The organism is Streptomyces sp. NPDC048416 (genome assembly GCF_043200435.1).
Taxonomy (GTDB): domain Bacteria; phylum Actinomycetota; class Actinomycetes; order Streptomycetales; family Streptomycetaceae; genus Streptomyces.
Genome location: NZ_JBICXU010000004.1, coordinates 288,673 through 308,101 on the forward strand (window position 1 = coordinate 288,673; position 19,429 = coordinate 308,101).

The 19,429-nt window shown below is 70.2% G+C and carries 19 protein-coding genes and 1 riboswitch; of the genes, 11 read left to right on the forward strand and 8 right to left on the reverse strand.

What is annotated here, in order from left to right:
• Positions 1-15 precede the first annotated feature (15 nt).
• The 4 genes from ACGFW5_RS07920 to ACGFW5_RS07935 form a co-directional block, all read right to left on the reverse strand.
• Positions 16-1,014 (reverse strand): ABC transporter permease, encoded by a 999-nt coding sequence (locus tag ACGFW5_RS07920; RefSeq protein ID WP_393833298.1) that lies wholly within the window; start codon positions 1,012-1,014, stop codon positions 16-18.
• A gap of 369 nt (positions 1,015-1,383) precedes the next feature.
• Positions 1,384-2,181: an enhanced serine sensitivity protein SseB C-terminal domain-containing protein gene (locus tag ACGFW5_RS07925; protein WP_393833299.1), complete on the reverse strand. Its 798-nt coding sequence runs from the start codon at positions 2,179-2,181 to the stop codon at positions 1,384-1,386.
• Between the two features lie 176 nt (positions 2,182-2,357).
• Complete coding sequence (locus tag ACGFW5_RS07930) at positions 2,358-3,131, reverse strand: enhanced serine sensitivity protein SseB (protein ID WP_393833300.1); 774 nt, start codon at positions 3,129-3,131, stop codon at positions 2,358-2,360.
• A 142-nt stretch (positions 3,132-3,273) separates the two neighbouring features.
• Complete coding sequence (locus ACGFW5_RS07935) at positions 3,274-3,891, reverse strand: AAA family ATPase (RefSeq protein ID WP_393833404.1); 618 nt, start codon at positions 3,889-3,891, stop codon at positions 3,274-3,276.
• 368 nt (positions 3,892-4,259) lie between these two features.
• Positions 4,260-4,357: riboswitch (glycine riboswitch) on the forward strand.
• A 153-nt stretch (positions 4,358-4,510) separates the two neighbouring features.
• On the opposite strand from ACGFW5_RS07935, the gene gcvT reads away from it, so the two are divergent.
• The 8 genes from gcvT to ACGFW5_RS07975 all read left to right on the forward strand — a co-directional run bounded on the left by gcvT (position 4,511) and on the right by ACGFW5_RS07975 (position 13,185).
• Positions 4,511-5,626 carry a glycine cleavage system aminomethyltransferase GcvT gene (gcvT, locus tag ACGFW5_RS07940; protein ID WP_393833301.1) on the forward strand — a complete coding sequence of 372 codons (1,116 nt, stop codon included), beginning with the start codon at positions 4,511-4,513 and terminating at the stop codon, positions 5,624-5,626.
• Positions 5,627-5,726: 100 nt separating this feature from the next.
• Positions 5,727-6,101 (forward strand): glycine cleavage system protein GcvH, encoded by a 375-nt coding sequence (gcvH, locus tag ACGFW5_RS07945; RefSeq protein ID WP_393833302.1) that lies wholly within the window; start codon positions 5,727-5,729, stop codon positions 6,099-6,101.
• Between the two features lie 32 nt (positions 6,102-6,133).
• Positions 6,134-7,393 carry a serine hydroxymethyltransferase gene (gene glyA / locus ACGFW5_RS07950; RefSeq protein ID WP_393833303.1) on the forward strand — a complete coding sequence of 420 codons (1,260 nt, stop codon included), beginning with the start codon at positions 6,134-6,136 and terminating at the stop codon, positions 7,391-7,393.
• A gap of 156 nt (positions 7,394-7,549) precedes the next feature.
• Complete coding sequence (locus ACGFW5_RS07955; protein ID WP_393833304.1) at positions 7,550-8,947, forward strand: L-serine ammonia-lyase; 1,398 nt, start codon at positions 7,550-7,552, stop codon at positions 8,945-8,947.
• Between the two features lie 252 nt (positions 8,948-9,199).
• Positions 9,200-9,814 carry a type IV toxin-antitoxin system AbiEi family antitoxin domain-containing protein gene (locus ACGFW5_RS07960; RefSeq protein WP_393833305.1) on the forward strand — a complete coding sequence of 205 codons (615 nt, stop codon included), beginning with the start codon at positions 9,200-9,202 and terminating at the stop codon, positions 9,812-9,814.
• Positions 9,814-10,716, forward strand: a complete 903-nt coding sequence (locus ACGFW5_RS07965) for a nucleotidyl transferase AbiEii/AbiGii toxin family protein (RefSeq protein WP_393833306.1) — start codon at positions 9,814-9,816, stop codon at positions 10,714-10,716. Before ACGFW5_RS07960 ends, ACGFW5_RS07965 begins: the two co-directional genes overlap by 1 nt.
• Before the next feature lie 441 nt (positions 10,717-11,157).
• Entirely contained in the window at positions 11,158-12,267 is a 1,110-nt protein-coding gene (locus ACGFW5_RS07970; RefSeq protein ID WP_393833307.1) for an NlpC/P60 family protein, read from the forward strand.
• A 6-nt stretch (positions 12,268-12,273) separates the two neighbouring features.
• A complete protein-coding gene (locus ACGFW5_RS07975; protein WP_393833308.1) occupies positions 12,274-13,185 on the forward strand; it encodes a hypothetical protein in 912 nt (303 codons plus the stop codon).
• 120 nt (positions 13,186-13,305) lie between these two features.
• Here ACGFW5_RS07975 and ACGFW5_RS07980 read toward each other — a convergent pair whose 3' ends face one another.
• The gene (locus tag ACGFW5_RS07980; RefSeq protein ID WP_393833309.1) at positions 13,306-13,965 is read right to left on the reverse strand and encodes an NADPH-dependent F420 reductase; all 660 of its coding nucleotides are present in this window, start codon (positions 13,963-13,965) and stop codon (positions 13,306-13,308) included.
• A gap of 127 nt (positions 13,966-14,092) precedes the next feature.
• The gene (locus tag ACGFW5_RS07985) at positions 14,093-14,305 is read right to left on the reverse strand and encodes an EF-hand domain-containing protein (RefSeq protein ID WP_393833310.1); all 213 of its coding nucleotides are present in this window, start codon (positions 14,303-14,305) and stop codon (positions 14,093-14,095) included.
• Positions 14,306-14,558: 253 nt separating this feature from the next.
• Between ACGFW5_RS07985 and ACGFW5_RS07990 the strand changes: the two genes are divergently transcribed.
• From ACGFW5_RS07990 to ACGFW5_RS08000, 3 genes are all read left to right on the forward strand, one after another.
• Positions 14,559-15,197 carry a GNAT family N-acetyltransferase gene (locus ACGFW5_RS07990; RefSeq protein WP_393833311.1) on the forward strand — a complete coding sequence of 213 codons (639 nt, stop codon included), beginning with the start codon at positions 14,559-14,561 and terminating at the stop codon, positions 15,195-15,197.
• A gap of 250 nt (positions 15,198-15,447) precedes the next feature.
• Positions 15,448-16,143, forward strand: a complete 696-nt coding sequence (locus ACGFW5_RS07995; RefSeq protein ID WP_393833312.1) for a tRNA-dependent cyclodipeptide synthase — start codon at positions 15,448-15,450, stop codon at positions 16,141-16,143.
• A complete protein-coding gene (locus ACGFW5_RS08000; protein WP_393833313.1) occupies positions 16,140-17,330 on the forward strand; it encodes a cytochrome P450 in 1,191 nt (396 codons plus the stop codon). The genes ACGFW5_RS07995 and ACGFW5_RS08000 overlap by 4 nt, the downstream gene beginning before the upstream one ends.
• Positions 17,331-17,403: 73 nt before the next feature.
• Here ACGFW5_RS08000 and ACGFW5_RS08005 read toward each other — a convergent pair whose 3' ends face one another.
• Both ACGFW5_RS08005 and ACGFW5_RS08010 read right to left on the reverse strand, forming a co-directional pair.
• Positions 17,404-18,588, reverse strand: a complete 1,185-nt coding sequence (locus ACGFW5_RS08005; protein WP_393833314.1) for a YncE family protein — start codon at positions 18,586-18,588, stop codon at positions 17,404-17,406.
• Positions 18,588-19,400, reverse strand: coding sequence for a polysaccharide deacetylase family protein (locus ACGFW5_RS08010; RefSeq protein WP_393833405.1), 813 nt, complete (start codon positions 19,398-19,400; stop codon positions 18,588-18,590). The genes ACGFW5_RS08005 and ACGFW5_RS08010 overlap by 1 nt, the downstream gene beginning before the upstream one ends.
• Between the last annotated feature and the right edge of the window lie 29 nt (positions 19,401-19,429).

Below are 19,429 nucleotides of genomic sequence, written 5' to 3' on the forward strand. Positions count from 1 at the left end.
TCTCGGTGGCAGGCGTCAGCGACTGCGGGGGTCGAGAGCATCGCGCAGACCGTCGCCGAGCAGGTTGAACGCCAGGACGGTCACGAAGATGGCGAGGCCGGGCACGATCATGAATTCGGGATCGACCTGATAGAAGGTCACCGCTTCGCGGAGCATGCCGCCCCAGGAGGCCTGCGGGGGCTGGATGCCGACGCCGAGGAAGCTCAGGGAGGCCTCGAAGAGGATGTTGGTCGGGATGAGCAGCGTCGAGTAGACGGTGATCGGACCGACCAGGTTCGGCATCAGTTCCCGGAACAGGATGTACGGGCCTCGTGCGCCCATGCCCCGGGCGGCGTCCACGAACTCCCGCTCGCGCAGGGCGAGCGTCTGGCCGCGGACGATGCGGCCCAGGTAGGGCCAGTTGAAGAAGCCGATGACGAAGATCAGCACGCTCAGGTGCAGCGGCAGGCCGTTGAGGCCGAACGCGCCGCCCTGGAGGGTGGCCGAGATGGCGATGGCGAAAAGCAGGAGGGGGAAGGCGAGGAAGGTGTCCATCAGGCGGCTGATGATCGCGTCGACCCGGCCGCCGTAGTAGCCCGCGACGACACCCATGATCGCGCCGATGACGTTCGACAGGATGGTCGCGCCGAAGGCGACGACCAGCGACACCCAGGAGCCCTCCAGGACGCGGGTGGCGATGTCACGGCCGAACTTCGGGTCCACGCCCAGCGGGTGATCCAGGCTCATGCCGCCCATGCTGCCCGTGGGCAGCGAGGTGTCGGGGTCGATCAGGTTCTGGTGGAAGGCGTTGGGGTCGAGGCCGAACATCGCCTGAAGCGGACGCGAGAGGATCGCGACGAGGATCAGCAGGAGCACGATGACGCCGCCGGCGACGGCGACGCGGTCCTTCTTGAACCGGGTCCAGGCGATCTGACCCAGGGAACGACCCTCGATCTGTCCCTTTCCAGCACCCGCCAGCACGGCTTCCGGCTGCGCCTCGGCAGCCGTCCCGGTGGTCTCGATCGGTGCGGTCACGGTGAGCGACCCCTCTCGCCGGTGGTGACCGGCCTGCGCCTGCCGCGGATTGCGGCTTTGTCGACTTGCTCACGATCACGAGATCGTCGACCTCGTGTCTGAGTCGCGAGTCTTCAGCGTGTTCGCGATCACCCGCCAGATGTGACGGAGAAAGTATGCGCAACCGTGATGCGGAAAGAGGGTTTCCGTTATACGGACGCAGGTGAACGGGGGGCGGACACGCGGAAGTTGGGGCGCATGCGACGCCTGGGGCTATTGCACCCTTCGCCCCACCAGAACGGACATTCCCTTTGTGTGCAGAGGGAGTTGAGGGGCTTTGTACCGGTTGGGCGACTGTCCGTGGTGGACTCGGAACGGAAACGGAACGGCTCAGTACGCGCGGGGCGCGGGCGGCGGGTAGCCGTATCCGGGCGCCCCGGGAGCGTGACCGCCCTGTGCCTCACGGTCGTAGAACGGCCGGGCATGCGCTGTGAGCCACATGCCGACCGGGTCGTACGCGTCGGACATCGCGACCGTGGAGACCGCGAGCCCGTCCGGCACGGCCGCGACGGACTGCCGCATCATCGCCCGCACCGCGTCGACCGACCGTGCGCCGGTGTCGTAGAGATCGAGGCCGATGGCGAGGTAGGGCGTGCCGAGCGCCGGCTGCACCCAGGCGCGGCGCAGCGAGCGCACGGCCGGGGTGTGGTGCGCGTGCTGCGCGAGCAGGGCGTAGAACTGCGGTACCTCGACGGCCGGTTCGGACAGCCTCAAGGGTCCTGCGGGCATCCGGTCGAGGCCGGTCGCGATCCGCCGCAGATCCGTCCAGGGGATGCCGACCCCGCCGCCGGGGGCGTGCGGATTGAGCCAGACCCCGTACCGGTCGGGGTAGAGGGCGCGGGCGACGTCGAGGGCGGCGGCCACTTCGTGTGCCCGGTTCCAGCCGCTTGCGGAGAGCTCCTGCACGGAGGTCACGCAGGGCGCGTACGCGACGCCGTCGACCTCCATGTTTCCGTACTGCGCGTCCGGCGAGCCCGGCCGGCCGTTCCACAGCAGCATCCAGAGCCGGCCGGACGCGGGGTCGGCGAGGGCGTGGAGCAGCGCCTCGTACGCGTCGTAGCGCCCGGGCGTCACCTGGCGCAGCATGTGCTCGACCTGCCCGGCCGCCGCGGTGCCTGACGCGCTCACCCTGGGTTCCGCCCCTCTTCGATCCACCGTGCCGACGCCTGCGCCGCCCCTCAGCCTCACAGCCCCGGGCACACGCGTGCGGCTGCGGGGCTGCAAGGGTCATGAAACCAGGTTAAGGCGCCGTACAGACACCGCCATGGTTCGGCGAAGACCTGCCGTCACGCACCCGGCGGTCGCTACGGGACCCGCGCGTAGAAGGGGCGGACCCGGTCGCGCATCCAGGTGGCGACCGGATCCTGGGTCACGTCGAGCAGGACCAGGTGGACCGGCCAGGCCACCGGGACCCGGTCGAGCGCGCGGCCCAGTGCCTCCATGGGGGCGCCGCGGCCCGCGCCGTCCCAGGTGGAGAACTCCACGCCGATGAAGAGCGTGGGCGACTCGCCCTCGATGGAGGCGAGCGCGCGGCGGGCGCTGAGCACCACGCCGGTCGCCTCGAACTCGGTGGCCGCGGCGCTCAGGAAGTCGACCGGATCCTCCTGCCAGTCCGGCTCGAAGAGGCGTACCCGGGCGCCGGACGCGGGTCCGTCGAGTGCGGTACGTCCGGTACGGCACAGCTCGGCGACGGCGGGCGGCGGCAGTGGCATGCCCACGGCGCCCTCGGGGTTGACCACGATGCCGAGCTGCGGCGGCAGACCGCGGGCGAACTCGACGGCCGGGGCCACCGCGAACGACATGTGGGAGCCGACACACTGGCGGAACTGCTGCTCGGAGCTGTAGACGGGCACGTAGGGCGCGCCGTCGAGCTCCATGGTGGGCAGATCGAGGTCGGTGCTGTCCTGGCTGCCGCCGTTGGGCAGCGGCACCCAGACCGCGTTGCGGCCCAATACCTCTATCAGGCGCGGGCCCGCGTCGGGATGGCCGACGGCGGCCGCCAGGACCTCTTCGAGCTCGTTGCCCGGCCAGCCTCCGCCGCCGAGCGGGTGCGCGAACGCCTGCTCCGGAAAGTTCATGTGCTGTCCTTCTCCCCCGACTGCCTGCCGGCTTCTCCCCCGACGGTCCGCCGGCCTGCACGGCCGTACCCCACGACCCTAACGCCGTACGCGCGGCAGCGGGAAAGCCGCCGCGCGAGGGACCCGCGCCCGCGTCCCGGCGCTACTCGGTGAAGCCGATCCGTCGCAGTACGCACGCCGACTCCCGGTCGAGCAGGACCGCGGTGGCGCAGCCGGTCGGCAGCCGTCCGGCCTCCACCTGGGCGATGAGGCGGCGGGCCGCGCCGCGGTGCCGGGCGAAGGCGTACGCCGAGACCCAGCGGCCCCGGGCGGCCTGGCCCTCCAGCGCGGTGCCGGCCGGCACGTCGAGCACGACCAGGCGCAGCGCGCGTCCCCTGCGCCGGGCTCCGCGTCCGAGCCAGTGCCGCACCCACGCCTGGGTTCCGCAGTCGTGCACGACGAGGCTGTCGCCGGAGCGCAGCGCCCACCAGGTCCTGGCGAAGTGCGCGGTGCGGGTGAGCGGGCGGTACAGGGCGTACGGAATGCCGGGCAGCCTGCGCTGCCAGGCGAGCCGGGTGTCCTGCGAGTCGATGCGGCGGTCAGTGACGGTGCGCCGCATCAGGGTCGTCTTGCCGCTGCCGGGCAGGCCCGACACCACGACGACGTCGCCCGCGTCGAACAACAGCTCCGCCGGGGTCCGCTCGGGCCGGCCGCGCAGATCACGTACGACCCCGCCCGTCACCGCCCCGTTCACGGCCCCGCCCGTCACCGCCCCGTCCACGGCCCCGCCCGTCACCGCCCCGTCCACGGCCCCGCCCGTCGCCACCCCGTCCACGGCCCCGTCCACGGCCCCGCCTGTCACCTCTTCCTCGGCTGCCGTCTCCCGCGCCCGCCGTGCGCGTGGCACCGGCAGCGCCCGGCCGGCGGCGTCGGGCGCGGGCGCGTCCTGACGCCGCGCCGCCGGGCCGTCCTGTGGAGCGGGGACCTCCCGCATCTGTCCCGTCTCGCGTCCCACCGTCATGGCACTCCCCCCTGTTCGCTTCCGCGTCCCTTGCCCACGGAGTGTAAAGAGTGAGTAATAGGTCACCGTCGATGTGCCGCTTCCGGGATGCGTGCAATGATGTGCGCGCCAACTGCATACCGGCCGTTCGAATCCGCGCGGGAGAGTCCTCAGCAGCTGTGAGCTGGGGCGCCGAAGGAGCAAGTTCCTCCCTTGAATCTCTCAGGCCCCGTACCGCGCGGGTGAGGCAGATCTGAAAAGCGGGCCGTCCCCTGCCGGGCGGCCCCACCCAAGGTGCAAGCCGTGCCGCGCAGCGCGCGACGGTGAACCTCTCAGGTTCCGATGACAGATGGGGAGGATGTCCTCGACCGTCATGCCCCGGGACCTTGGAGCACCATCCATGAGCAACACCCCCCGCCTCACCTCCCTCGATGCCCTGCATCGCTCGCTGGGTGCCACGATGACCGACTTCGCGGGCTGGGACATGCCGCTGCGGTACGGGAGCGAGCGCGACGAGCACACCGCCGTCCGCACCCGCGCCGGGCTCTTCGACCTCTCCCACATGGGTGAGATCACCGTCACCGGGCCCGAGGCCATGAAGGCGCTCAACTACGCGCTCGTCGGCAACATCGCCACCATCGGCGTGGGCCGCGCCCGGTACACGATGATCTGCCAGGAGGATGGCGGGATCGTCGACGACCTGATCGTCTACCGGCTGGGCGAGACCGAGTACATGGTGGTCGCCAACGCGGGCAACGCGCAGATCGTGCTCGACGCGATCACCGGGCGCGCGGCCGGCTTCGACGCCGAGGTCCGCGACGACCGCGACGCCTACGCCCTGATCGCGGTCCAGGGCCCCGAGTCCCCCGGCATCCTGAAGTCCGTCACCGACGCCGACCTGGACGGCCTGAAGTACTACGCCGGTCTGCCCGGCACCGTCGCGGGCGTGCCGGCGCTCATCGCCCGCACCGGCTACACCGGCGAGGACGGCTTCGAGCTGTTCGTGGCGCCCGAGCACGCCGAGCAGCTGTGGCGCGCGCTGACCGAGGCCGGAAAGGACGCCGGCCTGGTGCCGTGCGGCCTGTCCTGCCGCGACACGCTGCGCCTTGAGGCGGGCATGCCGCTGTACGGGCACGAGCTGACCACCGCGCTCACCCCGTTCGACGCGGGGCTCGGCCGGGTCGTGAAGTTCGAGAAGGACGGCGACTTCGTGGGCCGTACGGCCCTGGAGGCCGCCGCCGAGAAGGCGGAGACCAACCCGCCGCGCAAGCTCGTCGGGTTGATCGCCGAGGGCCGCCGGGTGCCGCGCGCCGGGTTCTCGGTCGTCGCGGCCGGCGAGGTCGTCGGCGAGGTCACCTCGGGCGCCCCCTCGCCGACGCTGGGCAGGCCGATCGCCATCGCGTACGTCGACGCCGCGCACGCCGCGCCCGGCACCACGGGCGTCGGCATCGACATCCGCGGGACGCACGAGGCGTACGAGGTCGTCGCGCTCCCCTTCTACAAGCGCCAGAAGTGACGATCGCCTCCCTTCGGCATCCCGTTTCCCGTCTCGCTGTCCAAGACACTCGACGAGACCCCGTCAGCAGCACTCCCCCGCGTACAGGAGAATCCAGGTCATGAGCAACCCCCAGCAGCTGCGCTACAGCAAGGAGCACGAGTGGCTGTCGAACGCCGAGAACGGCGTGTCGACGGTCGGGATCACGGAGCACGCGGCCAACGCGCTCGGTGACGTCGTGTACGTACAGCTTCCCGAGGTGGGCGACGCGGTGACCGCGGGCGAGACCTGCGGCGAGCTGGAGTCCACCAAGTCGGTCAGCGACCTGTACTCCCCGGTCACCGGCGAGATCACCGCCGTCAACCAGGACGTCGTGGACGACCCGTCGCTGGTCAACTCGGCCCCCTTCGAGGGCGGTTGGCTGTTCAAGGTGAAGCTCACGGACGAGCCGGACGACCTGCTCTCCGCCGACGAGTACACCGCATTCGCCAGCTGACCTAGAGACCACAGGGATACAGGGATCGTCTGATGTCGCTTCTGAACCAGCCCCTCCACGAGCTGGACCCGGACGTCGCCGCCGCCGTCGACGCCGAGCTCCACCGTCAGCAGTCCACCCTCGAAATGATCGCGTCGGAGAACTTCGCTCCGGTCGCGGTCATGGAGGCCCAGGGCTCGGTCCTCACCAACAAGTACGCCGAGGGCTACCCGGGCCGCCGCTACTACGGCGGCTGCGAGCACGTCGACGTGGTCGAGCAGATCGCGATCGACCGCATCAAGGCGCTGTTCGGCGCCGAGGCCGCCAATGTGCAGCCCCACTCGGGCGCGCAGGCCAACGCGGCCGCGATGTTCGCGCTGCTCAAGCCGGGCGACACGATCATGGGCCTCAACCTGGCCCACGGCGGTCACCTGACCCACGGCATGAAGATCAACTTCTCCGGCAAGCTCTACAACGTGGTCCCGTACCACGTGGACGAGACCGGCGAGGTCGACATGGCCGAGGTCGAGCGCCTGGCCAAGGAGTCCAAGCCGCAGCTGATCGTGGCCGGCTGGTCCGCCTACCCGCGCCGGCTGGACTTCGCCGCGTTCCGCCGCATCGCGGACGAGGTCGGCGCGTACCTGATGGTCGACATGGCCCACTTCGCGGGCCTGGTCGCCGCGGGTCTGCACCCCAACCCGGTGCCGCACGCCCACGTCGTGACCACCACCACGCACAAGACCCTCGGCGGTCCGCGCGGCGGTGTCATCCTGTCGACGCAGGAGCTCGCCAAGAAGATCAACTCGGCGGTCTTCCCCGGTCAGCAGGGTGGTCCCCTGGAGCACGTCATCGCGGCGAAGGCGGTGTCCTTCAAGGTCGCGGCCTCCCCCGAGTTCAAGGAGCGCCAGCAGCGCACCCTGGACGGCGCCCGGATCCTGGCCGAGCGCCTGGTCCAGGACGACGTGTTGGCCGTCGGCGTCGACGTCCTGACCGGCGGCACCGATGTGCACCTGGTCCTGGTGGACCTGCGCAACTCCGAGCTCGACGGCCAGCAGGCCGAGGACCGTCTCCACGAGGTCGGGATCACGGTCAACCGGAACGCGATCCCGAACGACCCGCGGCCGCCGATGGTGACCTCCGGTCTGCGCATCGGCACCCCGGCGCTCGCCACGCGCGGCTTCGGCGACGAGGACTTCCGCGAGGTGGCCGACATCATCGCCGAGGCCCTGAAGCCGGAGTTCGACAAGGACGCCCTCTCGGCGCGCGTGTCCGCTCTGGCCGCCAAGCACCCGCTGTACCCCGGCCTGAAGTAATTTCGTACGCTTTCGTTCTCGGTCCGTCCGGTACGAAGCCCCGGGGCACCGCGCACACTGGTAGTGAGCGCGGTGCCCCATCCCATGCTGTGCCCCCTTTGCTCTGCACCACCTCGGCAGACAACGGCGTCCACCCACCCCCACAAGGAGTCTCCCGTGGCCATCTCGGTGTTCGACCTGTTCTCGATCGGCATCGGCCCGTCCAGCTCCCACACCGTCGGCCCGATGCGGGCGGCGCGGATGTTCGCGGCGCGCCTGAAGAACGAGGGCCTGATCGCCCACACCACGCGGATACGGGCCGAACTGTACGGTTCGCTCGGCGCCACCGGTCACGGCCACGGCACCCCGAAGGCGGTCCTGCTGGGCCTTGAGGGCGACTCGCCCCGCACCGTCGACGTGGAGAGTGCCGACGCGCGGGTGGAGCAGATCAAGGAGTCGGGCCGGCTCAACGTGCTCGGCATGCACGAGATCGACTTCGCCTACGACGACGACCTGGTCCTGCACCGCCGCAAGGCCCTGCCCTACCACGCCAACGGCATGACGGTCTTCGCCTACGACGTCGACGGCGAGCTGGTCCTGGAGAAGACGTACTACTCGGTCGGCGGCGGCTTCATCGTCGACGAGACCGTGCTTGCACAGGAGGGCGCGGCGGGCGACAACCCGATCGTGCCGGACGACACCGTGCTCAAGCACCCCTTCCGCACCGGCGACGAGCTGCTGCGGCTCGCGCGGGAGACCGGCCTTTCCATCTCCGCGATGATGCTGGAGAACGAGAAGGCCTGGCGCACCGAGGACGAGATCCGCTCCGGTCTGCTCGACATCTGGCGGGTCATGCAGGCCTGCGTCTCGCGCGGCATGTCCCGCGAGGGCATCCTGCCCGGCGGCCTCAAGGTCCGCCGCCGCGCCGCCACCACCGCCCGCCAGCTGCGCGCCGAGGGCAACCCCGACGCGCACGCCATGGAGTGGGCGACGCTGTACGCGATGGCCGTCAACGAGGAGAACGCGGCGGGCGGCCGGGTCGTGACCGCGCCCACCAACGGCGCGGCCGGCATCATCCCCGCGGTCCTGCACTACTACATGAACTTCGTGCCCGGCGGCTCCGTCCAGGAGAAGGAGGACGGCGTCGTCCGCTTCCTGCTCGCGGCCGGCGCGATCGGCATGCTGTTCAAGGAGAACGCCTCGATCTCGGGCGCCGAGGTCGGCTGCCAGGGCGAGGTCGGCTCCGCCTGCTCGATGGCGGCGGGCGCCCTCGCCGAGGTCCTTGGCGGCACCCCCGAGCAGGTGGAGAACGCGGCCGAGATCGGCATGGAGCACAACCTGGGCCTGACCTGCGACCCGGTCGGCGGCCTCGTGCAGATCCCGTGCATCGAGCGCAACGGCATGGCCGCCGTGAAGGCCGTCACCGCCGCGAAGATGGCGATGCGCGGCGACGGCAGCCACAAGGTGTCCCTGGACAAGGTCATCAAGACGATGAAGGAGACGGGGGCCGACATGAGCGTCAAGTACAAGGAGACGGCGCGGGGCGGACTTGCCGTGAACATCATCGAGTGCTAGGGGAAATGGGGCCCTGACCAGCATGTTCGCGCCTTACAGCGCTGCCCGGGTCCTCCCTGCTTACTCGGCGGAAGTTCCTAAAGGCTCCCTGGGCAGACGTGGAAGTCCCTGAAAAGCCCCTGGTAAGTCCCTGCGGAAGGGCTCTTGACCTGCAGGTTTGCGGTACGCGTTCAACGCCCGATGCGCCGCCCACGCGTCACGGGATGTATCAAATCGGTCCCTCAGAATCACATGAGGGGTACCATTTGATACATGGATGCTGCGGAAAACTCGCGCCTGCAACAGCGGCTGGCCGGCCTGTCCCCCACATTCACGACGGCGCAGGCACGTCAGGCCCGGCTCTCCCCTCGCGATCTGGCACGATTGATCACGGAAGCGGAGATAGACGAACTGTCCCGGGGGGTGTACCGGCGGGCAGACGCCCCGGAGACCGCGCACGCGGATCTGCTGGCCGTGTGCGCCCGAGCTCCTCGCGCCGTCGTGTGCGGCGAATCCGCCCTGGCCCTGCATGAGCTGATCGACGACATCCCCGCAGCAGTACACATCGCCGTGCCGCGCGGTACACGACGCCCGACGATCTCCTACCCGCCGACCGTGGTGGCGCAGTACGCCGCGAAGACCTTCGGCCTCGGTATCGAACGGTTCGAAGCAGCCCCGGGAGAGACCGTCCCCCTGTACAACGCGGCCCGCAGCGTCGTCGACGCGATGCGCCACCGCAGCCGCCTCGGCGAGACCCTCGCCCTGTCCGCGCTCGGCCGCTACCTGCGCCGGAGCGGGCGAGGCGGAGTCGGCGAACTTCAGCACTTCGCATGCGAGTTGGACGCTCTCTCCGTCGTCCGCCCCGCCGTAGAGGCGGTGCTCGCCTGATGACCAACCCCACCCGCGACACGACCGCCGGCCGCGTCTACAACGACCTGCGTAACCTGGCCCGCCGCACCAGCCGGTCAACGGACGAGGTTATGGTCGAGTACGTCCTCGAACGGTTCCTCTACCGCCTTGCCTCATCACCCCTGGGCCGGGAGCACTTCGTTCTCAAGGGTGGCCTGCTGCTCGCCCAGTTCGGCGCACGGCGAATGACCCGCGGCATCGACATCCTCGGCCGCTCGTTCCCAGGCACAGAAACCGAGATCATCCACAGAATCGCGGCCATCGCCGCCACCGAGAACGACGATGGAGTCGTGTTCGATCCCACGGCACTCAAGACGGTCCCCATCCGCGAGGAGGACGAATACCACGGCCTACGCCTGTCCATGGTCGCCTCCATCGCCCGAGCGCGGCTCAAAGTTCAACTGGACGTGAGCTTTGGCGACCCCGTCACGCCCGGCCCCCGGCTCATCGACTACCCACAACAGCTCACCGAGGAGAGCTTCCAGATCTTCGGTTACCCACTGGCCACCGTCATCGCCGAGAAACTCTCCACCGCTGTCTCACTCGGTGAGCTCAACACCCGCGACCGCGACTACGGCGACCTTTACCGTTTGCTCACGCTCAACGACCTGGACGGCCAAGAACTCACCACAGCACTGACCGCCACCGCCACACACCGCGGCATCACCCTGAAACCCCTCAGCTCGACCATCACCGACCTCGGCGAGCGCCGCCAGACCTCCTACACCGCCTGGCGCCGCCGGCAAGGCCCCGCCGCCGCAGCCGGCTACCCCGAGCGCTTCACGGACGTCGTCCGGCAAGTCACTGCCTTCGCAGACACGCTCCTCAACGGCGACGCCGTCACCCTCACTTGGAGTGCGGCGACCCTCACGTGGTCATGAACCAGCCTGGCCGACCGACCAGGCCTTCGGGGTGAACCCGATACCTACGCATCACGAGTGGTCGGATCTTGGTCCGTCGGCTCCCTCAGCATCCACCACGAGGGGGAACGCGTACGCTCCTTACTGAGGCGCGAGCCATGCAGCCGGTCTGCAGGGGGACTGAGATGGGGCACGCAGTGCTGACAAACCGGAGGCCCTGACCAGCGCCAAGTGCGGCGCGGTCAGGGCCTTCGCTGTGGGTGCTGGGCGCGAGAATCGGCCAACTGTGGCCGATGAATCGGTCGCATGCGCGTTGACACACGTGGGGGACCGCAGGATCTGCCCGCCGCGTGAGGATAGTGTGTTCATGGGTCGAACGAATCTCCGTATGACCCAACTTGACCACCTCGACGGTAGGTCGCGATCTCAACTCTCGTACCCGGCCTCCTGAAAGTGGCGCTGATGAACGTGTCGACCGGCGACAGACAGCTGCGAAGCCGGGCCGTTCTGACAGCCCTCGTCAGCGCGATCGCCCTCATGCCGAACGTGAGTTACGCCGCTCCCAAGGACCCCAAGCCGGTCGACGGCGGCCCCCTGGAACAGATCCACAGCCAGCTCGACGGCCTCTACCGCGAGGCGGAGGTGGCGACCGAGGCGTACGACACCGCCAACGAGAAGGCGACCGAGCAGTCGCAGCGACTGACGACCCTTCAGAATGACCTCGCCCATACGCAAGGCCGGATGGACGCCCTGCACGGTCTGGCGGGGGCGGCGGCCCGAGCGCAGTACCGCGGGGACTATTTCAGCTCCGCGGGCTTCCAGTTGGTACTCGGCGACCACCCCGAGAACGCGCTCCCCGACGCCGCGCAGGCCGGCCGCACCAGAGACACCCTCGCGAGCATCTACAAGAGCCAGAAGACCGCCCGCACGGAGCTCGACGGGCAGACCGAGGCCGCGACGAAGAACCTGCGCGAGCTCAAGAAGACCCTCGCGGACAAGGCCGACGCGAAGGAGAAGATCCAGAACAGGATCGCCGACGCCGAGCGGATCGAGGCGGGCCTGAAGACCGAACAGGTCAACGCGCTGGCCGAGTTGGAGAAGAAGAAGGCCGACGAGGCCACGGCCAAATGGCCCGGTTCCGGTGCGAACGGCGGCCCGGCCGACAAGGGCGACAAGACCGGCAAGGGCAGCGGACCTTCGGGTGGCGGGCCCGCCGTGAGCGGCAGCGCCGGTCAGGCCGTGGCCTTCGCCATGGCCCAGATCGGCAAACCTTACGGGTGGGGTGACGTGGGTCCCTCGTCGTACGACTGCTCGGGGCTCACCTCCGTGGCGTGGGCCCATGCCGGACACCCGATACCCCGTACCTCGCAGGCTCAGTGGCAGGGACTGCGCCACGTCAGTGTGTCGTCCGCCCAGCCCGGCGACCTGATCATCTACTTCAACGACGCTACGCATGTGGGCATGTACATCGGAGGCGGACAGATCGTCCACGCTCCACGGCCCGGGCGTACGATCACGACCGCACCGGCCGCATCCATGCCGATCCTCGGCGTGGTCCGACCCGGAGGCTGAACGAACATGTCCCACTTGCCTGTGTCCCGTGACGACGGGAACCTGCCCGCGCTCAGCGCGCAACCGTTGATCCGCCTGGACGCGTACGTCGCGGAGGACGGGTCGACGGTGGTCAACGGTCATCTGCTGACGATGGGCGGCACCAGGCCGCCCAATGAGGCGATCCTCGACGCCGTGGCCATGTTCGCCCGCACCCTGGGGGCGCCGGTGGCGGCAACGGTCGTCGACCGCACCGTGCAGCAGGTGGCGCGGCTCCGGGTGCACCCGGACGGCTCCAGCTACACGATCGCCGACGAGGAGGACCTGCCGCCCGGCCGCGAGCGGACCGACGCGGAGGAGCAGGCGTTCCCCCCGCTGGCCCGCGTCGAGCGGATCATCCAGCACGCGCAGCGAGAGGAGCTGCACGCCGCTTTCGTGCTGGCCAGCGCCCTGCGCGAGCACCTGACGCTCCGCCGGGGCGTGGAGGACGACCTCTCGCTGGAAGCGCGGGCGATCGAGGCCTACATGGCATTTCTGCGCGGCGACTACACGGTCTCCACGGTGCTCGCGCTCACTGTCGCGCGCATCCGGTGCCGCACCGACCTCAACAGGGCCGCACCCGAGGTGGCTCGCGCCACCGCGGCGTGGCAACGGCTCGACGACGCGAGCCAGGTGGCGGCCCGAGGGCAGGAACTGCTGTACATGTGGGACCGGTTGTCCGCGGAGGGCCTGGTACAGCATCAGGCCCACCAGACCATGGCGCTGGCCGTCCGGACCCGGCTCGAACGGGGCAGCCCGTACGTGGAAGCCCCGGCGGGCCCTCCGGTTGCGGCTCTCGCCCCGGCCGAGAGCCCCGCCGCCCCGGAGGACACGCCGCTCAAGCGCAGCCGAAGGGGCCTACGGCGCTTCACCAGATGGCCGGGCAGAGCAACCGACTGAGGCGAACTCCGGCGGGTCCGGCGTCGCCGCGGCCTCGGCGGCCACGCCGCCGGTCCAGGGCGGTGGTCCGCCGTATCGTCCCCTCGGCGGGCACCCCCTCAAGGTGCTGATCCACGCCGCTCAGAAGCTGTGGGCAGCCGGCCTCTCCCGCGGGGCCGCCGCCAGCGCCTCGGTGACCTCGGCGACCGTGCCGCGCAGTCCGTAGACCGGGGTCGCGGGCTGCTGACGCCAGGAGTCGTCGATGCCACCCGCGTCGACGGTGTCGAAGCCCAGCTCGTCGACGAGCTCGCGCACCAGGTGCTTGGCGGCCGCGTCGTCACCCGCCACCGGCACGGCGATCCGCTCGGGGTCGCCCTGGGCGCGCGGGCGGTCCAGGAGGTCCTGCGCGTACGTGCCGTTGAAGACCTTGATCACCGGGTGGCCGATGTGCTGCTCGGTCCACCGGCTCTCGGCGAGGCCGTCCTCGATCGCGTCGATCCGGCCGTCGCGCTCCTTCGGGTAGTAGTTCCCGGTGTCGATGACGGCGAAGCCGTCGGCCGCCTTGTCGAACAGGCCCTCGGGCAGGTCCGGCACGTTCTTCAGCGGGACGGTGACCACGACGACCTGTGCGCCGTCGGCGGCCTCGGCGACGGTGACCGGGGTGGCGCCGGTCTTTTCGGCGAGCGCGGAAAGGGTGTGCGGGCCGCGGGAGTTGGCGACGGAAACCTGGTGGCCGAGCGCGGTGAGGCGGCGGGTCAGGTTGCCGCCGATGTTGCCCGCGCCGATGATGCCGATCTTCATGAGCTGGCCTTCCGGAAAGGGTGCATTGGGCACGCTCCCGGCAACTCACGGGGCCCTCGGCGTTATTCCGGGCCGGCTCCGGCGGCGTACCGCACAAGCGGGGGTACGCCACCGGGGCCGATGGGGGTCACTTGTTCAGCGACGCCCAGAACTCCTCGAAGGAGAGCTTGCCGTCGCCGTTGGCGTCCTTGGCCCTGATGATGGCCTGGGCCACGGTCTCGGTGACGTGGTAGTCGCCCAGCTGCGCCATGACCGCCTTGTACTCGCTCGCGGTGACGCGTCCGTCACCGTCGACGTCGAGCTTCGCGAACGCCTTGCGCGCCTCTTCGATGTCCGCCACTGGGTCCACCCCTTTGTTGGTGCTACTGCTTGGTGCGTTTCTGACGCGGGTCAGATTAGCCGCCCATCCCACCGCTCCACGCGGCGGCCGACCCTTGGCGGGCGCCCGCCACGCCGCAGGCCCGCGCGGTGACGCGTGGGAAAGTTGGGTTTTCAGTGGGCGAGGGCTCACCGGTACGACCAGTGGGCGACGGCTCACCGGTACGACCAGTGGGCGACGGCTCACTTGTACGAGCAGAGGAACGGGGACGGCGATGGGTGAGGCACTCGGGGACATCCTGGCGGCGGCGGCCGGTGGCCGGTTCCCGCCGACGGACGGCGGCACGACGCTGGTGGCGCAGCCGGGGCCGCGCGACGCGGGCGTGCTGGCGTTCACCGCGCACTCGGTGATCTTTCTGGACGAGGACGAGGACTGGATCAGAGCCACCCTCGCCGCGACCCGTGCCGATCCGCTCGGCGCGTCGATGAACCCCGGCTTCCTGGCCGCCCTGATGGCCCGCACCGGCCGGACGATGAACTGCGTCGACCTGGTGACCTGTGCTCCGGCCCTGCCGGGCGAACCGCCCGTGGCGCTGCGGGAGATCGAGGATCCGGCGCACCCGCGGGTGGCGCGGGCCCTGAAGTTCCGGGACGACGTACGGGTGTGGGCGGCCGACGGCGGCGTCCTGATACTCGGACGCGGGGTGGCGGGCCGCTGGGAGGTCGCCATCGAGCTGGACGAACAGGCGCGCGGCCGGGGGCTCGGCGTCCAACTCGCCCTGGCTGCACGGCACTTGGTGCCGGATGAGGTGCTGTGGGCGCAGCAGTCGCCGGGCAACGCGCGCAGCGTCCGCACCTTCCAGGACGCCGGTTTCCGGCCGGTCGGCTCGGAGGCCCTGCTGCTGGCGCACTGATCGCTGCCGGCGCACTGATGGCGGCCGGCGCACTGATGGCGGCCGGCGCCCGGCCCCACGCGGAACCGACGGGCGGAAGTGACTGTTAGGAGTATGGAAACGATCGTTTTCCGCCACACAAAGAGGAGTTCACGCCATACAGCGATCACCGGACGCTCACGCTCCGCCACTGAGCGATAACTTCTTGCTGTCGCCGCCACACCGGGAGCACCGGGCTCCCAGGGACTAGCGGCGCTGGGGCGTTACAGCTGTGACCATCACAACTGAAGCATTCACCGTGCAGCCCTTCACACGAAGTTGCCACCAGATATGGGACGAGGGCGATCACGTCCTCATCGGCGTGAGTCCGGGGAACAGCTATTTCAGCGCCGGCCGCATCACCGAACTCGTCCGCTGGGCTTCTGCACGGTTCTCGCGCATCGACATCGTGTACGCCGACCTGCACGTCGCCGAGCTGTTCGGCGCGCTCGGCTACGAGGAGGACCACGCGGCACGCCGCGCCTCGAAGGAACTGAAGGCGGTACGCCGCAGAGTGCTGCGCGGCGTCGAGGAGGCGGATCCGCAGGGCACCCCGGTGCGGGTGCACGGGCTCTCGGAGTTCGCCGGACATCCGGTGTACGAGCTGCTGCACCGCCGGGTGCAGCATTTCCTCGCGACCGACGACAACGTGCGTGCCGGCTGCGAGCGGATGGCCGCGCACTTCCTCTCCTCGAAGATCGGCGGGCCCGTCGCCGGCGCCGAGCAGCTGGCCGCGTGTCTCGACTACATCAGCGCCGAGCTGCCCTTCTTCCTCGACACCCCGGGCATCCTCGGCGTCCCCTCGTCGGTGTCGTGCTACCACGTGCCGATCCCCCTGACCGATCTCCTGTACGCCAAGGGCGGCGGACTGCGTGCGTCCCGCAATCAGGCCCACGCCGTGGTGCGCCCGGAAGGAATCGCCGCATGAGCCCCGAGCCCGTCTTCGACTTCCCGCTCTCGCGACGCGGAGACGTCCTGCCCGAGGAGTGCGCCTGGTTGCGCGAGAAGCAGCCGGTGGCCCGGGTGCGTACGCTCACCGGCGATCAGGCGTGGCTGGTGAGCAGCCACGCGCTGGCCACCCAGGTCCTGGAGGACGAGCGGTTCAGTCTCAAGGACACCGCGGCCGGCGGGGTCCCCCGCCAGTACGCCCTGACGATCCCGCCCGAGGTCGTCAACAACATGGGCAACATCAACAGCGCGGGGCTGCGCGGCGCCGTGATGAAGTCCCTCAGCCCCCGCGCCGACGGTCTGGCCGAGCGGCTGCGCGAGCGGGCCGACGAGTTCGTCGACGCGCTGCTCGCCGAGGGGCCGCCCGCCGATCTGCGCGCGGGATTCGCCGACCCCTTCTCGGCGGCGCTGCACTGCGACGTCATCGGGGTGCCGTTCGCCGACTGGCGCAGGCTCATGTCCGGCCTCGACGTGGCCTTCATGACCAGCGCGCACACCTTCGAGGGCGCCGGGCTCAACTGGTACAAGGACCTCGGGTACATGGTGGAGCGGCTGAACGCGCCGGACCTCGCACCCGAGACCCTGCTCGGACGGCTCGCGGCGCTGCGCGAGGACCGGGAGTCGGCGCACCTCACCGACGAGATGCTGGCCACCGTCGCGGTGTCGATGTTCGGCGCCGGCGCGGTCTCCACCTCGGCGTTCCTGGTGCTCGCGATCCTCGCCCTGCTCCAGCACCCCGAGCTGATCGGCCATCTGCGTGAGCACCCCGAGCGCATGGACCGGGCCGTGGAGGAGCTGCTGCGCTGGAACCTGTCGATCGGCGACGGTCTCCCCCGGCTCGCCATGGAGGACGTACGCCTGGGTAATGTCCTCGTCAAGCGGGGCGAGTTGGTGCTCGTCCTGGTGGAGGGCGCCAACTTCGACCCGGCGGTCTTCCCCGATCCCCAGCGCCTCGATGTGGACCGGGAGCACAACCCGCATCTGTCCTTCGGCGCCGGACGGCACTTCTGCCCGGCCACGGGCCTCGGCAGGCTGCACGCACGGACGGCGCTCGCGGCCTTGGTGGAGCGGCTGCCGGGGCTGCGCCTGGCGGTGCCGGCCGAACAACTGGTGTGGCGTACGGGGTTCATCAAGCGCCTGCCCGAGCGGCTGCCGGTGCTGTGGTGACACAGAGGTGCCCCGGGTCCGCGGACTCCGGGGCACTTCGCCGGGGCGCCCGGGGTCTCCCGCCCGGCGGTGCTCAGCGGAAGATGCCGGTGTGGCCGAGCGAGTACCGGCCGGGCTGCGGGTAGACGGCGAGTCCGTGCGGGCCGGAGCCGACCGGGATGCGGGCCAGCTCCTTGCCGGTGGTGGTGTCGATGGCGTACACCTCGGCGTTGTAGCGCCCGGACAGCCACAGCACCTTGCCGTCGGCGGAGACGCCGCCCATGTCGGGGCTGCCGCCGTCGGGCAGTTCCCACTTCTTGGTCAGCTTGTTCTTGGTGAAGTCGAAGATGGAGATGGTGCCCTCGCCCCGGTTGGAGATGTACATCTCCTTGGAGTCGCGGCTGATGTAGAGGCCGTGGCAGCCCTTTCCGGTGGGCAGCAGGGTCGGCTTGTTGAACGTGTCGCCGTCCAGGACCCACATGCCGTGCGCCATCATGTCGGCGACGTAGAACGTCTTGCCGTCGGGCGACATCTTGACGTCCTGCGGCATCGCCCCGTCGAAGGGCAGCTTCTGCTGGCCGACGACCTTCATCTTCTCGGTGTCCACCTTGAGGAGTTCGCCGGAGAACTCGCAGGAGACGATGAAGTACCGGCCGTCCATGGAGAAGTCGGCGTGGTTGACGCCGGCGCAGGTCACCGGGACGGTCTTGACGCGGTTCATGCTGACCGGGTCGCGGAAGACGAGCTCGCGGTCCATCGAGGCCATCACGATGGCGTACTTGCCGTTGGGCGTGAAGTAGAGGTTGTACGGGTCGGAGACCTGCACCGTGCGTCCGGTCTTGCCGGTCGCCGGGTCGATGGCGGTGAGCGAGTCGCCGAGGTCGTTGTTGACCCAGAGCGTCTTCATGTCCCACGACGGCACGACGTGCTGCGGCTGATGGCCGACCCGGATCGTCTCGATGACCTTGTACGTGGCCGGGTCGATCACGGACACCGTGTTGGAGTTGGTGTTGGGCACGTACACCCGCGGCAGGAAGTTCTTCACCGCGGGCTGGAGGGCGCCCGGCCGGTCGGCGGCGTAGGCGTCCTTGGGGTCGAGGACGGGTGGCATCCCGGGCAGGCCCTGCGGCACGGTCTTCTTGGCGACGGCGGGCGGGACCGCCGCCTTGGTGCTCAGTGCCTCGTCCTTGTGGCCGGCTCCCGAGCCGCAGCCGGCGAGGGCCGCGAGCAGGGCGGCCGCCGAGAGCAGCGCGGTGGTCGTCTTCGTAGCGGTCGGCATCAGATCAGCAGCTCCGTGGTCGTGACCGCGCGCAGTCGGCGGCGTTCCAGTTCGGCGAGGAGTACGGGTAGCGCGGCGACCGTGTCCGCATATCCGAAGTGCAGGCTCACCACCGATCCCTCGCGGATCTGCCCGGTGACGTTGCGGGTCACGGCCGAGGCGCCGGGCGAAGTGAAGTCGAGCGAGTCGACGTCGTACGACAGGACGTGCGGGTACCCGGCCCGGCGGGCCAGTTTCTGAACGAGCGGCGTCGCGTACTGGGTACGGGAGGGTCTGAACCAGGTCCCGATGGAGCCGGTGAGGCGGCGCAGCCGGTCCGCGCAGCCGGTGATCTCGGCGTACGCCTGCGACTCGTCCATGGCGGAGATGTCGATGTGGTGCTGGGTGTGGTTGCCCAGCTCGTGGCCGCCGTCCAGGATGCGGCGGGCCATCGCGGGCTGTTCGTCGAGCCAGCTGCCGACGGCGAGGACGGTGACACGGGCACCGGCCTTCTCGGCCTCGCCGAGCAGCGCGCTGGCGATCTTGGGATCGCCCTGGCCGTGGAAGGTGAGCGCGACCTGGGGCCGGCCCCTGGGTCCGCTGCTGATCTGGACCGGTTGCCCGGGGAAGGCCCGGGGTGCCGGTGCGGGGCGTGGCGCCCGGGGGCGGGCGGCGGCCGCCGCGGAGGCGGACGGCGACGTCGTCGGGGAGCCGGACGGCCGGTGGCCGGCCCGCTCGTCCGAACAGCCTGCCGTCAACGCCCCCGCGACGGCCGCGCCCGCCCCGGTGCGCAGGGCGCTGCGGCGGTCGATCGCGCGGGGTGATGGATTCAGCACATGGACATTTAAGTGCGCCGAAGGGT